Below are 17,345 nucleotides of genomic sequence, written 5' to 3' on the forward strand. Positions count from 1 at the left end.
TTGAACGCAGAAAGAGCCGAGCCGTTCTGGACCAGCCTGTGGGATTCCGGGAAGGTCGTCTGGGGACTGTTGAGCTGGCGGCAACGCTGGCGGGTCGTGGCCGTGGTGAGCCTCGTGTCGCTGGGCTCGGCCTTCCATGCGGTCGCACCCCTGGCACTGGGCCATACGGTCGATGACCTGACGGCGGCGGACCTCACCGGCGCCACCGTGGCCGTCCTGGCCTATGCCGCTCTCCTGAGCCTCGGGCGGGCGTCCTGGCACGGCATGTACTACCTCTATGGTGGCGTCATGCGCTTCGTCGAGCGGACACTCGCCCAGCAGACCTACGCGCATGTCCTGGACCTGCCCCATGCCTTCCATCTCGGCCGGCGCACCGGCGAGCTGAACCGCACCGTGTCCGACGGGCTGCTGGGCTGGCGGCGGATGCTGGACGCCATGGTCCACTCGGTCCTGCCCTTCGTGGTCGAGGTGGGCGCCACGCTCGCGGTGCTGCTGACGGTGGACATCCCGACCAACATCCTGCTCGTGCTGGTCGCGTTCATGGCCGCCTACGGCTTCGTGTTCTACTGGGGCCTGGCCGAGCAGCGGCAGCGGCATCTCGCGGCATCGACCGGCGACGCGGAGGCGATGGGCGTGGCCACCGACGCGCTGCTCAACCACGAGACGGTCAAGCTGTTCGGGCGGAGCACCCGGATCATTCGGCAGCTGGAAGATTCGCTGGAGCGTGGCTCCTCCGCCTGGCGCGGCTACTATCGGATCCATTCGAGCGTGGGGGTACTGCTGGCCCTGATCTTCGGCGCGGCCCTGGGGGCGGCCCTGTTCCTGGCGGCGCGCGAGACGGCGGCAGGGCGGCTCAGTCCTGGGGGCTTCGTGCTCGTCAACGCCTATGTGCTGCAGGTGATCGGGCCGGTGGAGCGGCTGGGGCACATGGCCCGCGAGTTCACCCAGGCGCTCGACCTGACCCGGCGCCTGCGCCGCCTGATGGGCGAACCCACCGAGACGGCCCTGTCCTCGGGCACGCGCGCGCTTCCGGCCGGCGGACCTGTCGACGTGCGGATGGAGGGGCTGACCTTCGGCTACGATCCGAGGCGACCGGTGCTGCGCGGCATCGACCTGCACCTGCCGGCCGGCAGGACGCTGGCGGTGGTCGGGCGGAGCGGGTCGGGCAAGTCGACGCTGGCCCGGATGCTGTTCCGCCTCTACCAGCCGACAGGTGGCCGCCTCCTGATCGACGGTCTGCCGATCGAGGAGATCGCGCTGGCGAGCCTGCGCGATGCCATCGCCGTCGTCCCGCAGGACACCGTGCTGTTCCACGACACGCTGGCCAGCAACGTGGCATTCGGCAGGCCGGAGGCCACGCCGGACGAGGTCGCGGAGGCGGCGCGGATCGCTGGGCTGGACCGGGTCGTGGCCGCCCTGCCGGATGGCTGGAACACGATCGTGGGCGAGCGCGGCCTCAGGCTCTCGGGCGGCGAGAAGCAGCGCGTCGCGATCGCGCGGGCGGTGCTCAAGCATCCGCGCCTGTTCATCCTGGACGAGGCGACGTCCTCGCTCGACACGCGGACCGAGCAGATGATCCAGGAGAGCCTGACCAGGGCCTCGCATGGAGTGACGACGCTGATCATCGCCCATCGCCTGTCCACGGTGCGGGACGCGGACGAGATCGTCGTGCTGGATGAAGGCAGGGTGATCGAGCGGGGCAGCCACGACCTGCTGCTGGCCAAGGGCGGCAGCTATGCGGCCTTGTGGCGCGCGCAGCAGGAAGAGGCCGACCGGCAGGAGCGCGCCGACGAGGCCCAGGCGATCTCGCTGGGCTAGGGGCTCAGGGCGCCGACCGGCTCGAGCGTGAGCTCGGTCGCGCTCTCGCCCTTCACCATCAGGACGCGCTGGCGGTTGATGGCGCCCACGGTCCAGCTCTCCACCCGGTCGCCGCGGCGCACGCGCACAAACGAGCCGTTGGTCGCGGCCAGCAACGCGGTGATCCGGCCACCTTCCTGCACCGTGCCGACCAGTCGGTAGCGATCGGCGATATTGTCCTCGGGCGGCGGCGGCAGGGCGCTGTCCTCCGGCGGCGGCGGCTCCTCCTCGACCGAGCTCATGCCGGGCGGCCGGCGGGTCGCCGCGAACAGCGGATGGTCGATCATCGCCGAGAAGGTCTCGATCGGCGGCAGCTCGCGCGGCGTCGCGTTCGCTCCCGCTCCGGCCGGCTGCCCGCCGCCGGCCGGGATCTCGCGGCGGCTGACGGCGGCAATGGGCGCCTCTTCCTCGCCCGAGGTCCACCAGAGCCAGACCAGGATGGGCAAGGCCAGCAGGACGAGGCCGATCGTGACCGGGCTGACACCCTTCATGGCGGGGCCTCCGACCGCATCCAGCCGACGATCTCGGCCGCGATCTGGACGTCGCCCTGCCAGGGGTTCGACGTGTCGTCCATGTTCTGTTCGGCCGTCACGTCCAGGCGGTCGACCACGAGCACGGGTGACGAGGTCTCGATGCGGTAGAGGAACTCGCGCAGCATGAGCGAATCGCCGTTGAAGGTGACCCGGATCGGAACGGCGGTGAACCCGTCCTCCGCATGGGTGGGCAGGAGTTCCGCCGAACGCAGCTCCCCGCCTGACATCAGCACCGTGTTGCCGACGAGCTCCTGGATGATGCCGCCGGCCAGAGACGGGCTTTCCGCCTCGATCGTTCCCTGCAGTTCCGGGATCTCATCCGCCTGCGCCGTGCGAAGGCGTTCCGCCAGTTCGGCATGGGAAACGCGCAGGCGGGTTTCCGATTCGGCCAGCTTGCGGTGCTGGCGGTCGATCAGCCAGAGCGGCGTCACGATTGATCCGATGGCGGCCGCCACCACACAGGCGAGGATGGCTAGCGCCAGAACACGAGCGATGCCCGGACGCTGGAGGAGAGCGTTCACGGCGGGCCTCCCTCGTCAGCGGGATCGAGGCTTTCCTCCAAATCGAGGCCCTCGGGCCCCGGCTCCAGCAGCGACTCCTCGCTCACCGGCGGGAGCGGCTCGACCATGGCGTTCGGGTCGAGGAGCGCATTGAGGGTGAACCGGTCCACCGGCATCCCGAACAGTTCCGGGGCCGTGGACGGGCCACGCGTGCTGGAACTGCCCAGTGCCGCGTTGCTGAAGCGCTTGTCGGCGCCGATCAGGGCCAGCACCCGCGGCGCCTCGCTCGCCTCGCCCGACATGGTGATCTTGTTGCCGGACAGCTCGAAGCGCGACAGCCAGGCATCGCCCGGCAGTTCGCGGGCCACGATCTCCAGCGCCACCAGGGGCGAAGGCCGCTCGGCACGACGCGCATGGAGGAAGTTGGCATCGGCCAGGGCCTGCATCCGCTGCGCCTGGGCCGCAGCCACCTCCTCCATGCGCCCGGCCAGAACCAGCTCCTGCTGCTGGCGCTCCTCCACCAGGAAGGAGCGCTGCCACACGTCGTAGAACAGCGCAGCCGACAGGACGGGCAAGGCGATCGCCAGGCTGACCAGCACCAGCATGCCAAAGCGCGAGCGGCGCCGGCCGGTGCCCTGCAGGAGGTCGATGCGCGGCAGGTCGTCCACCGAACGGCCGGCAATGTCGACGACGGCCGGGCGGACTCCGAACGAAGCCAGCAGCGCGCCCAGGCGCTGGACGGTGTCCCGCGGCGCGAACGCGGCTTCCACCTGGATGCGGCCCTGCTCGGGAAGCCGGCCGATCACCCGGGTATCGAAGGCCACCTGCTCCGCCGTCCAGGGCGTCAGCACGTCGACCCGGTGGCCGATCACGTCCTGCAGGTGGCGCTCGGCGGCGGCCGGCAGCTCGTCGTGGGCGACGAGCCCCTCGGTTGCCGGCAGACGCAGCACGACCGGCAGGCCGCTCCGGTTGATGCGGCCGGCCAGCGCGATCGACTGCTCGTCCGGCACCAGGCGTGGATCGCTCACACCGCGCTTGATGTCGATCCGGCTGGGCCGCGGCTGGTCGAGGCGGCCCATGTCGACAGGATCCGATCCCCGCCGCACGATCACCCGGAAACCCAGACCGTCGCCCACCAGGATGACCGCCTTGCGCAGCAACGGATCGCGCCGCCGGCGCGGCATCAGGGCCCGCAACTCGTCGGTCCACCATTGCCAGAAGCGCGCCAGGCCGCTGGTCGGTTCGGGTGGATCCAGGAGAGCGGCGGTCACAGCCCTTCCTCCTTGGGCGGAGCTGCCGCCCTGGCGGCGGCGGCCGGGGTCATGTCGAGAGTCATGCGGTCCAGGACGATGAAAGGCGGGGGTGCCGCCACGGCCTGATCGGGCGGCGGTGCACCGATCCCGACGGTCTCGGTCACCTCCTCGGCAGCAGCGGGGCCGCCGCTGCCGCCACCACCACCTCCCTCATCGCTGAACGCCAGCACGATCCGCTCGGTCCGCCGCAGCACGCCCTCCACGGTCGCTTCGACGGTGACGCGCATGACCTGTCGCGTCGCCTGCTGGGCCTCGCCCTCCGTTTCCGCCTCGTCCTGGGCGGTGGTGGGATCCTCGGCGATCTGGGCCAGCACCTGCATCAAGGCGGCCGACGACCGCTCGCGCGCCTTGGCGATGCGCTCCTTCTGCGAGCGGGAAAGGAAGGGAAGAATGTCGATGACTTCCTGGGGTGCATAGGCCAGGTCGACGGACCTGGCACCGGTATAGGTGGTGACGAACGGCCGGATCCGGTCGGCGGTCGCGGGCTCCAGCTCGATGGCCGCGATCCATGCCTCGACCGTCGCGAAGGCCGGCGGTTCCTCGCCGCTGACGGCACCGATGCGCTGCGCGCGCTCCTGCGCCCTGCGCATCACCTCGACGGCACGGGAGGCGGTCCCGCGGTCGGCGAGCTTTTCCAGCAGAGCACGCACTACACGTGGATCACCACGATTCACGTCGATCCTTCCCATCTCCGGCTCGGCATGGAGGTACAGGTTGACATTGCCGACGGCCACGGTCTTCGTGATCGGCTGCTGGACGGTGACCATGGTTTCGGCCAGCGACTTCTTGCCGTCGTCGCTTCCTTCGCTGGCCGCCTGTTCTTCGCCGTCCGGCGTTGCGGCAGGCTCGACCGAGGGTTCGACCGTGCCGCCGGCCGGCACCTGCTCGTCGGCATACCGGTCGCTTCCGACGCCCTGCCCGGTACCGTCGCCAGCGTCCTGACTGGCTTGCGCTTCCTCCTCGCGGGCCTCCAACTGCTCGTAGACGGTCTCCGCGACCTGCCGGTCGATCGCCGCCACCGCCTGCAGCCGCGCCTCCGCGGCACGGACCTCCTGGGAGGCCTCGCGCACGCGGCTCGCGAAGTTCAGCGACATTACCGCCAGCACGCCCGTCATCCAGATCACCACGAGCACCGCCGTTCCGCGCTGGTCCCGGATCATCGGCCGCTATCCGGAAGCAGGCGACAGGCGATGTTCTCGTTGCCGCAGATGGCCGATCCCGTCACCGGGAACGTCGCCACGATTTCGGGCAGGGCGGTCCCGGCAGCGGGCGTGATCGCCAGGGCCACGGCCCGCGGAATGTCTGCGGCCGTCCTGGGCCAGCTGTCCACCCAGCCCGGCCGGGCGTTCTCGCTGGACGTGCCGTAATAGCGCAGGCGATAGGCGGCACCTTCGTGCAGCACCGTCGGCGGTGCTGCCGCGAGCGCTGCTTCGACCGCGTCCATTCCACCGGTCAGCGGCACCTTGCGCAGAAGCAGGCGGCTGGCGCCGGCAAGGTCCTCGATCGTCAGCTCCACCAGGAGGAAGGGCGGGGGCGGCCGACCTTCCGGCGTGACCTCGATGAATCGCAGGCGCTCGGGCTCCGCGGCGAAGACCGGCACCGGGCGACCGGCCCGGTCGGGCACATAGGGCCGCGCCCGGCCGATCTCGCGCACGAGCAATTGCTGCAGGTCGGAGGCCGCCACCAGATTCGACACCCGCTCCTCCCCGCGCCCGACAGCGAGATTGGTCGAGCCCAGCGCACGGGTCACGATCGTTGCAAGGAGCGCCAGCAGGGTCATGGCGACCAGCAGCTCGATCAGCGTGAAGCCTGCCTCAGCGCGCCGCATCGGCATTGCCCTCCGCTGTCCGCACGCGCCGGGTCCCGACCGTGAGGGTCCGTCCATCCGGGCCTTCCACGGTCACCTCATAGTCGACCAGCACCACCTTGCCGGCATCGTCGGCATCCTCGCCGGCATCCTCGCCGATCTCGGGAGGATCCTCGTCCTCCGGCTCCGTGGGCACCTCGCGCCGCTCGAGCCGCCAGCGCAGGTTGCCGTCGGTGCCGTCCTGCACCGCGACACCGCCGCCCAGGTCCAGGTCAATGCGCGCCATGATCCGCTCGGCTTCCAACACCAGGGCCAGCTGGGCTTCCTCGTAGCTGGTCCGGCGCAGGCCGCTGGCGATGCCCTCGAACAGCACCGCCACCACGAGCCCCAGCACCGTGAGCGCCACCAGCACCTCAAGGATGGTGAACCCGGCCGTGTCGATGGGTGCCCGTGGCCTGCCCGCGACGTGATGGTCAGCCCGCATCGTCCACCAGCACGCGCACGCGACCGGTGACGGCCGAAATGTCGAGATACTTCTCCTCGCTTCCCTTCCCCACGAGGAGGCGGGCCGGCGACGCCTCGCCGGTGGGATAAAAGAGCACGGAGCCGTCGGTGGTCCCGCCCGCCAGTTCCAGCCGGTCCGGCGAGCCCTTCAAGGTGACGGAGCCGACCCGGCGTGCGACGGCATCGACCTTGCAGAGCACCGGGACCCCGGCGATCTGCGCCTGGGTCCGGCAGTTCACCAGGGCGCGGCGTGCATCGGCCGCAGCCGTGCCGACATTGCCGCCGAGAAAGGCCCCGGCGCGCACGGCGATCCATCCCGTCGCGAGCGCGAGGATCGCCAGGACCACGAGCAGCTCGATCAAGGTGAAGCCGGCCTCGTCCGCGACGACGCCGTCAGCGCGCGATGTTGCCGACGTCCGCCGCATCGCCCTGCCCGCCCGGTGTGCCGTCCGAGCCGAGCGAGCCCAGGTCGAACGGGCCCTGCTGGCCGGGCGAACGATAGACATAGTCGCGACCCCATGGGTCCTTCGGCAGTTCGGCCTTCGTCAGGTACGGACCACGCCAGGAAGGCGCTCCCGACGGTGCCGCCACCAGCGCGGCCAGGCCCTGCGCGGTGCTTGGATAGGCGCCGTTGTCCAGCTTGTAGAGTTCCAGCGCCTGGCTGAGGTTCTCGATCTGAAGCTTGGCGGTGTCGGAGCGTGCGCTGGACAGGTAGCCGAGCACCCTCGGTCCTGCGAGGGCCGCCAGGAGGCCCAGGATGACGAGCACGACCAGCAGCTCGATCAGCGTGAAGCCGGCTTCGGCGCTGGCGTGGCGGCGACGGGTGGACGACATGAACAAGCTCACTCCACGGAGCATGGCGGACGAACGCGCGCATATGGCCGAGACCGGTGCAGTTGGGCAAGCACTCTGACCAGACGTCAGCGCATCGCGGGTGAAATCGGCGAACCGGCCAAGTAGATCTCCTGGATCTTCCCCGCTGCGTCGACAACCAGCAGATCGGCACGCTGGCCGGGTGCTATCCTGCCCCGGTCGGCCAGCCCCAGGTAGTCGGCGGCGATGGTCGAGGTCCGGCGGGACGCTTCCGCAAGTGGCAGGCCAAGATGCAGCAAATTGGCGAAGGCCCTGTCCATGGTGAGCAGACTGCCTGCCAAAGTCCCGTCGGCCAGCCTTGCAGAGGTGCCGTCGGACACCACATAGTGGCTGCCCAGCTTGTATTCTCCTGCGGGGCAGCCCGCGGCGGCCATGGCGTCCGTGACGGCGTAGAGGCCAGGAATGGCCCGTCGCGCCATCCGGATGGCATCGGGCGCCACGTGCAGCAGATCGGCGACGATCTCGGCATGGTCAGCATAGGCCAGCGCCGCGGCGGCGACGCCCGGACGCCGATGGTCAACGCCACTCATGGCATTGAAGAGGTGCGTGAAGCCGGCGGCACCGGCCAGCAGGGCGGCACGGCAGGTCGCGCAGTCGGCAAGACTGTGCCCGATCTGCACTCTCGTACCGCGTCGGCATAATTCGGACATCAATTTGTGCCCGGGATCGATTTCCGGTGCTATCGTCGCAACGATGATCGTTGCACGGCCGAATAGCTCGCCGACCAGTTCCAGGTCGGGTGCGATGGCGAAGGGCGGCTGAGCGCCCAGCTTGTCGGGATTGATGAAGGGACCTTCGAGATGCACGCCGGGTATGTTCGCCCGGGCGCCGTCGTCGCGACGCCTGGCATCGCCGATGCCGGTGAAAGCGGCGAGCAGTTTTTCCACCGGAGCGGTGACCGTGGTGGGCAGCAGCGTCGTCGTGCCGTGTCGCAGATGAAATGCTGCGACCTGCTCGACGGCATCGGCACCGTCCATGACGTCGGCTCCGTCGCCGCCATGGACATGGGCATCGATGAAGCCGGGAATGATGAAACGATCTTTCCTTGCGGTGTCATGCGGTTGGATGCTCAGGATTGTGTGTCCGAACTGCACCAGCACCGGGTGGAACTGGTCACCGACCGCAACGAGACCGTCGATCACGGATGAAGTTGGTTTCATGTAGAGCAGTCGTTCGCTCGCCTGTGGGACATCACGACCCCCTCCGCGCTCCGTGCGTGAAACGCCCGTCATCGACGAGCGTCGCAGGCTCCGATCGGCCTATTGAACGGTCTACGGATGGTCCGCAGACCGTAGCGTCAACCTGCGCTGACGACAAAAAACAATCATGCTGCCTTTCACTCGCGCCGACCTAGAGCGGCTCTACCATTCGGCAACCTGGAAGCGCGGGGAAACGCTCCAGGAGCAGGGGACCGTCGTCGAGCTCGATGTCGAGCGCGACGGGAAAACGGTTTCCGGCAAGGTCAAGGAAACGGACCGCCGGGTGCCGTACCTCGTGCGGATCCAGGTGCAGAACGGGCGAGGCGGCCGGGTGAAGGTCTCCTCGACCTGCACCTGCATGATCCACACCCAGTGCGAGCATGCGGTGGCGATGCTGCTGCATGCGCTGCACAAGACGGCCGCTCCGGAGCCGGAGGAGCAGACGGTCGCCATCGACAGCGAGCTGGAGGCCTGGCTCGCCTCGATCACCGGGACGACCCGGGCGGGCGATGCCGACAACGACGTGATCCTCTATTTGCTGGAGCCGGCGCAGCGGTCCTGGCGCGACCTGGGCGTGGCGCAGCCGCTCAGCGTCCGCACGATCCGCGCCCGCAGGCTCCGCGACGGGATCTACGGCCGCGACAACCCGGTCTCGATCACGCAGATCGCCAGCGAGGACGCGCCCCGCTTCGTCACCCTGGAAGACCAGGTGATCGGCCGGATGCTGTCCGGCGTGCAGGGCAACGTCCGCCGCCTGTCCGGGCAGACCGACGGCGAGGTGCTGAAGATGATGCTGGCGACCGGCCGGTGCCATTGGCAGAGCACGACCAACCCCGCCCTGGTGATGGGCGACGACCGCACCGGCAAGATCGTCTGGCGCTTCAATGGCGAGGGCCAGCAGCGGGCCCTTTGCGAGATCGACGACGCGAACGACGACACGATCGTCCTGAACCTCGGCGAGCCCTGGTATGCCGACCTCAAGGAAGGCTTCGTCGGCAAGGTCGACACCGGGCTGGACGTGCGCCAGCTCCGCCACCTGCTGAACGCGCCCGCCGTGCCCGCCACCACGGCGGGCCTGGTGCGCCAGAAGCTGGTCGCGGCCGTCCTGGACATCCCGCTGCCCGAACCTTTGAAGAAGCGCGAGCGGGTCGAGGTGGCGCCCACGCCGGTGCTCTACCTCCATTGCCCGCGCGTGCAGGTGCAGCGTGGTCTCGGGTGGAACAAGGAGGTCGAGGACGTCGACCTGCCGCTGCTCCGCCTGTCGTTCGACTATGCCGGCGCGCAGGTCGGCTGGCAGGACGGCAAGACTGAGATCAACCACGTCTCCGACAACCGCCTCCTCGTGATCGCCCGCGATGCGCTGCTGGAGGTGCCCTATGTCGAGCGCCTGAACGCGCTGGGCCTGCAGCCGCTTGGGCCAACCGGCCTTGGCAAGTTCGCCGACCCGACCTGCCGACAGGACTTCACCTTCGAGGAAGGCGAGGAGGATGACGACCTCTCCTTCCGCTGGGTGCAGTTCAACCACCAGGAGCTGCCGCGCCTGGCCCGCGAGGGCTGGAAGGTAATCTTCGCTCCGGAATATCCCTACCGGGTCGCCAAGGTCACCAATGGCTGGCATCTCGATGTGGTCGAGAGCGGCATCGACTGGTTCGAGGCGAAGGTCGAGATCGACGTGGACGGCGAGCGCATGCCGCTCCTGCCGGTCATCCTCGAGCTGTTCGAGCGTGCACCGGAGAGCATGTCGCCCTCCGCCCTGGAAGAGGCGGGCGAGGAGCCGATCTACGCCAACCTGCCGGACGGCCGCATCCTGCCGATCCCGGCCGAGCGGCTGGCTGCGATCCTGCGCTCGCTCTACGAGCTGCTGGCAGCCGGCAAGGTGAACGACGACGGCGCGCTCCGCCTGTCCAAGGCCGAGGCCACCAGACTCGTGCAGCTGGAAGACGAGCTGCCGAAGAACACGCTGGTGTGGAACGGCGGCGAGGCCATCCGGCAGGTGGCACGCCAGCTCTCGTCGACAGGCGAATTGCCAAAATGCATGCCACCCAAGCAGCTGAAGGCGGAGCTGCGGCCCTACCAGAAGCAGGGTCTTGACTGGCTGCAGTTCCTCCACCACGCCAACATCTCGGGCGTGCTGGCGGACGACATGGGCCTGGGCAAGACCCTGCAGACGCTGGCGCACATCGCGCTGCTCAAGGAGCAGGGCAAGCTGGACAAGCCGGTCCTGATCGTGGGGCCGACCAGCCTGATCCCGACCTGGCGGTCGGAGATGCGGAAGTTCACGCCGAACATCCGCCTGCTCGTGCTGCACGGGCAGGACCGGCACGACCTGTTCGAGCACATCAAGGACTATGACGTGGTGCTCACGTCCTACGCCCTGCTGCTTAGGGATTCGGACGAGCTGCTGGCCCGCGACTGGCGCCTGGTGGTGCTGGACGAGGCACAGGCCATCAAGAATCCGACCACCAAGCTCGCGAGGACGGCGTTCAAGATCAAGGCGGAGCAGCGCCTGTGCCTGACCGGCACGCCCATCGAGAACCATCTCGGCGAGCTCTGGTCGATGTTCAACTTCCTGATGCCCGGCTATCTCGGTGACCGGGAGAACTTCAGGAAGGTGTTCCGCACCCAGATCGAGAAGGACGGCAACCAGGAGCGCCAGCAGCTGCTGGCCGCGCGCGTGCGCCCGTTCATGATCCGTCGGACGAAGGACCAAGTCGCGCAGGACCTGCCTGAGAAGAACGAGATCATGCGCGAGATCGAGCTGACCGACACGCAGCGCGATCTTTACGAGACCGTGCGCCTGGCGATGCATGCCCGCATCCGGCAGGAGATCGCCGAGCGGGGCATCTCGCAGTCGAACATCGCGATCCTGGAAGCCCTGCTCAAGCTGCGGCAGGTCTGCTGCGACCCGCGCCTGCTCAAGGGCGACAAGGCGGAGAGCTTCGGCCTCTCGCAGTCGGCCAAGCTCGAGCTCCTGTCCAACATGCTGCCGGACATGATCGAGAACGGCCGCAAGATCATCATCTTCTCGCAGTTCGTCGAGATGCTCGACCTGATCGAGAAGCTGCTGGTCGAGCTGGAGATCGACTTCGTGAAGCTGACGGGCCGGACCAAGGACCGCGAGACCCCGGTCAAGCGGTTCCAGGCGGGCGAGGTGCCGATCTTCCTGATCAGCCTGAAGGCCGGCGGTACCGGCCTGACGCTGACCAGGGCCGATACGGTCATCCACTACGACCCGTGGTGGAACCCGGCCGTGGAAGCCCAGGCCACCGACCGCGCCCACCGTATCGGGCAGGACAAGACGGTGTTCGTCTACAAGCTGATCTCGTCCGGCACGGTCGAGGAGAAGATGATCGAGCTGCAGCAGAAGAAGAAGACGCTGGTGGACGGCATCCTGACCGGAACGTCCGGGGGCTTGAGCTTCTCCGAGCAGGACATCGACCAGCTGTTCGCGCCGCTGGAGGCCTGACCGGCCGACAGGTGCCGGTTCAGCGCCGGCACCTGTCGCTCCGCTTGAGCCACGGACCACAATTCTCAACTTCCGGGCGAACAAGCCTTCGGGTACGACCACCACCATTTTCGACACGCCCGACAGTGAGCATTTCACTAAATTTCTCTTAATGAGATGCCTCAAGTCGGATTTCCCCGATGCGCCTGACCGGCAGCGACGATGACGACAGCCTTTCCGGCAGCAGCCAGGACGACGTGATCGCGGGGAAGGCCGGTCACGATTGGATCACCGGTGGCGCCGGCCAGGACATCCTGGCCGGCGGCCTCGGCGACGACATCATCGTGGGCGGTCTCGGCAACGACGTGATCGGCGGCGACGGCTCGGTCGATCCCGACCTTGGCGGGATCACGATCGGCGAGGAGCCGGGCGACGACCAGTTGATCGGCGAGGCCGGGGACGACCAGATCGAGGATCGCTCCGGTGGCGGCCTGATCGACGGCGGCGACGGGAACGACAGGCTGCTCGATGGCGGTGGCGGCGGCATGACCCGCGGCGGTGCCGGTCAGGATCAGATCCATCTGCAGGGTGTCGACGGCGCGGTAGCACTGGGCGATGCGGGTGACGACCGCTTCTTCGTCGAGGGCGCCGACGCGGCCTATCTGGACGGTGGCACCGGCGCCGACCAAGTCGTGATGGCTGCGAAGATCGCGATCGCCCGGGGCGGCGGCGATGCCGACCAGATGCGCTTTGCGGACGACGAGTTCCCGGGCATCTCCAGCCTGGTCGTCCGCGCCTATGGCGATGATGGCGACGACCGTATCGAAGGGACCGGCCGCTGGAACGACCTGCACGGCGGCAGCGGCAACGATCGCCTGCTGGGTGTCGGCGACGTCGCCATCCTGGACGGCGGCGATGGTGCGGACACACTGGTAGGCTTCGCGGGACGTGCCGTCCTGACCGGTGGCGCTGGGATCGACCTGTTCCGCCCCTCCGCGGGCGATGTCACGATCACCGACTTCACGCGCGGCCAGGACCGCCTGGCGTTCGAGGGGCGCAGCTTCAGGCGGTTCGACACGAACGGGGACGGGCTGCTGGACAGCCGCGATGCCGGGATCTCGATCCGGGCGGTGACGCTCGACGGGGTGACGGAGCAATCGCTGGTCATCCGCGCGGCGGCCTCCTCGCCCGAGGCATCCGCGGTGACCGTGACCCTGTTCGGCGTGACCAGCCTGGCGGGAACCGACTTCCAGACCGGCCTCACTCCGCTTCCCGGCGCCGCGCCGGGCCAGTCGATCCCCGTGCGGTTCGGCACCAACCAATCGGGCGGCCTTGCCAATGACGGGTTGCGCGGCACCGGCTTGGACGATGTCCTGTCGGGTGCGGGCGGCGCCGATGTCATCCAGGGCCTGGGCGGCAACGACATGCTGATCGGCGGTCGCGGCGACGACCGGATCTTCGGCGGCGATGGCGACGACAGCCTGATCGGCGAGGGCGGGCAGGACCGCCTCCAGGGCGGTTCGGGCGACGACAACCTGCTCGGGGGCTTGGCCGACGATGTCCTGGAGGGTGGCATCGGCCGGGATGTCCTCTCAGGCGGAGCCGGAGCGGACCTGCTCGACGGCGGAGACGGCGACGACGCCATCGTCGACGATGACGGCTTGGCCGAGATCCTGGCGGGTGCTGGCAACGACTGGGTGAGGCTCGGCACTGGCCTGTTCGACCATGCCGCCGTTCATCTCGGCAGCGGCTCCGACCGGGCTGAGGTGGCCGGCGGCGGCGTGCGAGTCTTCGGCGAGGGCGGGGACGACGTGATCCGCGTCGCCAGCGGCAGCAATCTCCTCCATGGCGGTCTTGGGCGCGACTGGCTGGGTGGAGGCAGCGGTGCCGACATCCTGCTCGGCGACGGCGGCAACGACCAGATCGGCGGCGGGGGCGGCGACGATCGGGTCCAGGGCGGTGCCGGCGATGACCTGATCGCGGGTGGGGGCGGCGGCGACGTGCTGGCCGGCGGTGCGGGGGAGGACCGCTTCCTGTTCCGCGCCTATGCGTCCGATGGTCTGCTGCTGGGCGACCAGCAGGACCTCGTCATGGATTTCGTCCAGGGAGAGGACCTGCTCCTCCTGCGCGGTGGGAGTGGCGTGGGTGCCGAGAACCGCCCGCCAACCTTCGCGATGCTGGACAGCAACGGCGATGGCGTCATCGGCGCCGGCGACCGCGGCGTCATCACCGGTAGCGTGGACGGCAGGCCCAGCCTGACCCTGGACCTGGGAGCGGCATTGGAACTCGGCCCTGCGACCGCCCATCGCCTGACCCTGGTCGGCCTGGACCGGCTGCTGGGCAGCGATCTCGCCTGAGGTTGTTGCCGGCTGTCAGTGTGGAACCCGAGGTCGACGCGCCAGCGCGACGTCCTATATGCAGGGATGGGGGCGAATGGGCCGCCCGTTTATGCAGGAGGGACATCCATGCCGATACTCTACACCACCAAGGCCTATGCCACCGGCGGCCGGACGGGCCATGCGCGGACGGAGGACGGCAAGGTCGACGTCCAACTCGACACGCCGAAGGAACTGGGCGGCGGCGGTGGTGCCGGAACCAATCCCGAGCAGTTGTTCGCCGCCGGCTATTCCGCCTGCTATCTGGGCGCGCTGAAGTTCGTCGCTGGCAAGCAGAAGGTGACGATCAGCGACGATGCCAAGATCACCACCAGCGTCGGCATCGGCCCGCGCGAGGACGGGGGCGGTTTCGGTCTTGCGATCTCCATGGACGTCAGCCTTCCCGGCATCGATCGCGCCACGGCAGAGCAGTTGGCCAAGGATGCCCACGTGGTCTGCCCGTACTCGCACTCGATCAAGGGTAACGTCGACGTGAAGACGAACATCGTCTGACGATCCCGCGAGCGCCGTAGAAGCGCGCCCGGCTTGCGCCGGGCCGCTTTCAGCGCCCGGTGCGGCGGATGGCCTGCACGGCGGTATCGAGGGCCACGAGGAAGCGTGAGCGATCCTCCTTGGCGAACGGCCGCCCGCCACCACGGATCTCGCCGGTCTCGCGCAGCGACGTCATCAGGTTGCGCATGGCGAGGTCGGCGCCGATCGAGGAGGGCGTGAAGGCCTTGCCTGCCGGTCCGATCACCCGTGCGCCCGTCTTCACACAGCGATCGGCCAGTGGCACGTCGGCCGTGATCACGATGTCGCCCTCGGCGGCATGCTCGGCGATCCAGTCGTCGGCACGGTCCAGCCCCTCGTTCACGATCATTCGGGTGATCCGCGGATGGTCCGGCACGCGCAGCCACATGTTGGCGACGACCACCACCTTCCACTGGTAGCGATCGGCGACGCGATAGACCTCGTCCTTTACCGGACAGGCGTCAGCGTCGATGAAGATCGTGTTCAAGCTGCCTTCCCAATGCTCGCGCCGTGATCATGAACTGATCGCGGGGCGGGCGCCATGGCGCGATGATAAGCAAAGAATATCAGCGGCTTAGCCTTGCCGATCCTGTGCCGCTCCATATGCTGGCGGGCAGCTCCCAGGGGAACTAGAACGCCATGAGCCGCCACCACGTCATCGAGCCGCTACCCGAGAACATGATCTACGGGTTCTTCGATGCGAGCCTGCCGCCCATCCTCGAAGTCGATTCCGGCGATACGGTGACATTGACCAGTTGGCCGGCCGGTGGCCTGGACAGCCTGCCGGCGGATCGCTCGCGCGTCCTGCAGGCGCATCTGGACGCGTTCGAGCGGACGCCCGGCAACGGCCCTCACTTCGTGACCGGGCCGATCTATGTGCGTGGCGCCGAGCCCGGCGACATCCTGCAGATCGACATCCTCTCCCACGAGTTCCCCTATGACTGGGGGTTCGTGTCGATCCTGCCGCTGCTCGGCACGCTGCCAGACGAATTCACCGAGTACGAGACGATCCATCCGACCATCGATCGCAACCGGGGCACGATGACCTGGCCCTGGGGCAAGGAGCAGCCGCTCGACCCGTTCTTCGGCGTCATCGCCGTAGCCCCGCCCAAGGCCTGGGGCCGGCAGCCGACACCGCCGCCGCGCGTGTTCGGCGGCAACATGGACAACAAGGAGCTGAAGCCTGGGGCGACGCTCTACCTGCCCGTGTTCAACGAGGGCGCCCTGTTCAGCGCCGGGGATGGTCATGGCGTGCAAGGCGATGGGGAGGTCTGCATCACTGCGCTGGAAACGGCGCTGACCGGCACGGTACGGCTGACCGTCCGCAAGGACCTGGGCTACACCTATCCGTTCGCGGAAAATGCAACGCACCTGATCTCGATCGGCCTGCACGAGGACCTGGACGATGCGGCGGCCCAGGCGGTGCGACAGATGGTCGAGCATATCTGCCGTCGTACGGCCCTGACCCGAAACCAGGCCTACATGCTATGCTCGCTGGCCGCCGACCTCCGCGTCACGCAGACGGTCGACGGCCAGAAGGGCTGCCACATGATGCTGGCGAAGGAGCGGCTCTAGGCCGCTCCCCAGGGCTCAGCGGCCCTGCTGGTAGCCCTGATTGTGGGTGTTCTGGTTGATGTTGCCCTGGCGACCAACCTCCTTGAGGTTGCTGTTCACGGGCGCCTTCGGCGTGTGGCCGGTCTTCGGCTGGCTGGGCGTGTGCCCGGTCATGCCTGGATCGCGGTTCGCCTCGGGGATCGGGGGCGTCTTGCTCATGGCTGAACTCCGGTTGGCCTGCCTTGAGAACGGCGGCGCCACGGGGTCGTTCCGTCCGGACGACGATCGGAGTTGAGCCCTTCTGCCAGCGGGCGCACGATGAAGGACGGGGCGGGAAGCTCCGTGCGGCGAGAAGAAAGAACAACGGCATGATCGAGGGAAGCATCATCCAGGTCGCCTATGTCGTGCGCGACATCGAGGCGGCCATGAAGCGCCACTGGGAGGTCTGCGGGATCGGACCCTGGGACGTGTACGAGTTCGATGCGACGAAGGTGGACGACTTCGTGTATCGCGGTCGCCCCGCGGACCACCAGGCGCTCCTGGCGCTGGCCTGGAGCGGCGGGATGCAGCTCGAGCTGCTGCAGCCGGTGAGCGGCTACTGCATCTATGACGAGCACCTGGAGAAGAAGGGCGAGGGCCTCCACCACGTGAAGCTCTTCCATGCCGACTGCGCCAAGGCGGTGGCTGACTATGCGCGGCGGGGCTACCCGGTCACCCAGAGCGGCCGGTTCGACCAGGACGAGCACTACTACCTCGATACGGAAAAGGACTTCGGCTACGTGATCGAGCTCGGCAATGCCGGGCGGATCCCCGGGCCTGACCGCCGCTACCCAACCTGAACGGTCGCACAGGCA

General features: G+C 68.4%; 17 protein-coding genes. 6 read left to right on the forward strand and 11 right to left on the reverse strand.

Annotated elements, in window-relative coordinates:
* Entirely contained in the window at positions 1–1,818 is a 1,818-nt protein-coding gene (locus VHL31_RS26190) for an ATP-binding cassette domain-containing protein (protein ID WP_329664195.1), read from the forward strand.
* Here the strand turns inward: VHL31_RS26190 and VHL31_RS26195 are convergent.
* The 9 genes from VHL31_RS26195 to VHL31_RS26235 form a co-directional block, all read right to left on the reverse strand.
* On the reverse strand, positions 1,815–2,348 hold the full coding sequence (locus tag VHL31_RS26195) for a hypothetical protein (protein WP_329664196.1): 534 nt from the start codon (positions 2,346–2,348) through the stop codon (positions 1,815–1,817). The two genes, VHL31_RS26190 and VHL31_RS26195, sit on opposite strands and share 4 nt — an antisense overlap.
* Positions 2,345–2,911 carry a type II secretion system protein GspM gene (gene gspM, locus VHL31_RS26200; protein ID WP_329664197.1) on the reverse strand — a complete coding sequence of 189 codons (567 nt, stop codon included), beginning with the start codon at positions 2,909–2,911 and terminating at the stop codon, positions 2,345–2,347. Before gspM ends, VHL31_RS26195 begins: the two co-directional genes overlap by 4 nt.
* Complete coding sequence (locus VHL31_RS26205) at positions 2,908–4,161, reverse strand: PilN domain-containing protein (protein ID WP_329664198.1); 1,254 nt, start codon at positions 4,159–4,161, stop codon at positions 2,908–2,910. The genes gspM and VHL31_RS26205 overlap by 4 nt, the downstream gene beginning before the upstream one ends.
* Positions 4,158–5,363 (reverse strand): hypothetical protein, encoded by a 1,206-nt coding sequence (locus VHL31_RS26210; RefSeq protein ID WP_329664199.1) that lies wholly within the window; start codon positions 5,361–5,363, stop codon positions 4,158–4,160. Before VHL31_RS26210 ends, VHL31_RS26205 begins: the two co-directional genes overlap by 4 nt.
* Positions 5,360–6,031: a prepilin-type N-terminal cleavage/methylation domain-containing protein gene (locus tag VHL31_RS26215; protein ID WP_329664200.1), complete on the reverse strand. Its 672-nt coding sequence runs from the start codon at positions 6,029–6,031 to the stop codon at positions 5,360–5,362. Before VHL31_RS26215 ends, VHL31_RS26210 begins: the two co-directional genes overlap by 4 nt.
* Positions 6,018–6,494: a prepilin-type N-terminal cleavage/methylation domain-containing protein gene (locus tag VHL31_RS26220; RefSeq protein WP_329664201.1), complete on the reverse strand. Its 477-nt coding sequence runs from the start codon at positions 6,492–6,494 to the stop codon at positions 6,018–6,020. Before VHL31_RS26220 ends, VHL31_RS26215 begins: the two co-directional genes overlap by 14 nt.
* Positions 6,484–6,939 carry a prepilin-type N-terminal cleavage/methylation domain-containing protein gene (locus VHL31_RS26225; protein WP_329664202.1) on the reverse strand — a complete coding sequence of 152 codons (456 nt, stop codon included), beginning with the start codon at positions 6,937–6,939 and terminating at the stop codon, positions 6,484–6,486. Before VHL31_RS26225 ends, VHL31_RS26220 begins: the two co-directional genes overlap by 11 nt.
* Positions 6,908–7,348, reverse strand: coding sequence for a type II secretion system major pseudopilin GspG (gspG, locus tag VHL31_RS26230; protein WP_329664203.1), 441 nt, complete (start codon positions 7,346–7,348; stop codon positions 6,908–6,910). The genes VHL31_RS26225 and gspG overlap by 32 nt, the downstream gene beginning before the upstream one ends.
* Positions 7,349–7,434: 86 nt before the next feature.
* Positions 7,435–8,619, reverse strand: a complete 1,185-nt coding sequence (locus VHL31_RS26235; protein WP_329664204.1) for an N-acetylglucosamine-6-phosphate deacetylase — start codon at positions 8,617–8,619, stop codon at positions 7,435–7,437.
* A 94-nt stretch (positions 8,620–8,713) separates the two neighbouring features.
* On the opposite strand from VHL31_RS26235, the gene VHL31_RS26240 reads away from it, so the two are divergent.
* The 3 genes from VHL31_RS26240 (at position 8,714) to VHL31_RS26250 (ending at position 14,919) form a co-directional block, all read left to right on the forward strand.
* The gene (locus tag VHL31_RS26240) at positions 8,714–12,052 is read left to right on the forward strand and encodes a DEAD/DEAH box helicase (protein WP_329664205.1); all 3,339 of its coding nucleotides are present in this window, start codon (positions 8,714–8,716) and stop codon (positions 12,050–12,052) included.
* Between the two features lie 179 nt (positions 12,053–12,231).
* Entirely contained in the window at positions 12,232–14,388 is a 2,157-nt protein-coding gene (locus tag VHL31_RS26245) for a calcium-binding protein (protein WP_329664206.1), read from the forward strand.
* Positions 14,389–14,496: 108 nt separating this feature from the next.
* Positions 14,497–14,919: an organic hydroperoxide resistance protein gene (locus VHL31_RS26250; RefSeq protein ID WP_329664207.1), complete on the forward strand. Its 423-nt coding sequence runs from the start codon at positions 14,497–14,499 to the stop codon at positions 14,917–14,919.
* A 49-nt stretch (positions 14,920–14,968) separates the two neighbouring features.
* On the opposite strand, the gene VHL31_RS26255 is transcribed toward VHL31_RS26250, so the two are convergent.
* Positions 14,969–15,424, reverse strand: a complete 456-nt coding sequence (locus VHL31_RS26255; protein WP_329664208.1) for a YaiI/YqxD family protein — start codon at positions 15,422–15,424, stop codon at positions 14,969–14,971.
* 152 nt (positions 15,425–15,576) lie between these two features.
* Between VHL31_RS26255 and VHL31_RS26260 the strand changes: the two genes are divergently transcribed.
* On the forward strand, positions 15,577–16,512 hold the full coding sequence (locus VHL31_RS26260; protein WP_329664209.1) for an acetamidase/formamidase family protein: 936 nt from the start codon (positions 15,577–15,579) through the stop codon (positions 16,510–16,512).
* A gap of 15 nt (positions 16,513–16,527) precedes the next feature.
* Here VHL31_RS26260 and VHL31_RS26265 read toward each other — a convergent pair whose 3' ends face one another.
* Positions 16,528–16,710 (reverse strand): hypothetical protein, encoded by a 183-nt coding sequence (locus VHL31_RS26265; protein ID WP_329664210.1) that lies wholly within the window; start codon positions 16,708–16,710, stop codon positions 16,528–16,530.
* A 149-nt stretch (positions 16,711–16,859) separates the two neighbouring features.
* Between VHL31_RS26265 and VHL31_RS26270 the strand changes: the two genes are divergently transcribed.
* A complete protein-coding gene (locus VHL31_RS26270) occupies positions 16,860–17,330 on the forward strand; it encodes a VOC family protein (RefSeq protein ID WP_329664211.1) in 471 nt (156 codons plus the stop codon).
* Positions 17,331–17,345 lie beyond the last annotated feature (15 nt).

Source organism: Geminicoccus sp., assembly GCF_036263595.1.
Taxonomy (GTDB): Bacteria; Pseudomonadota; Alphaproteobacteria; order Geminicoccales; family Geminicoccaceae; genus Geminicoccus.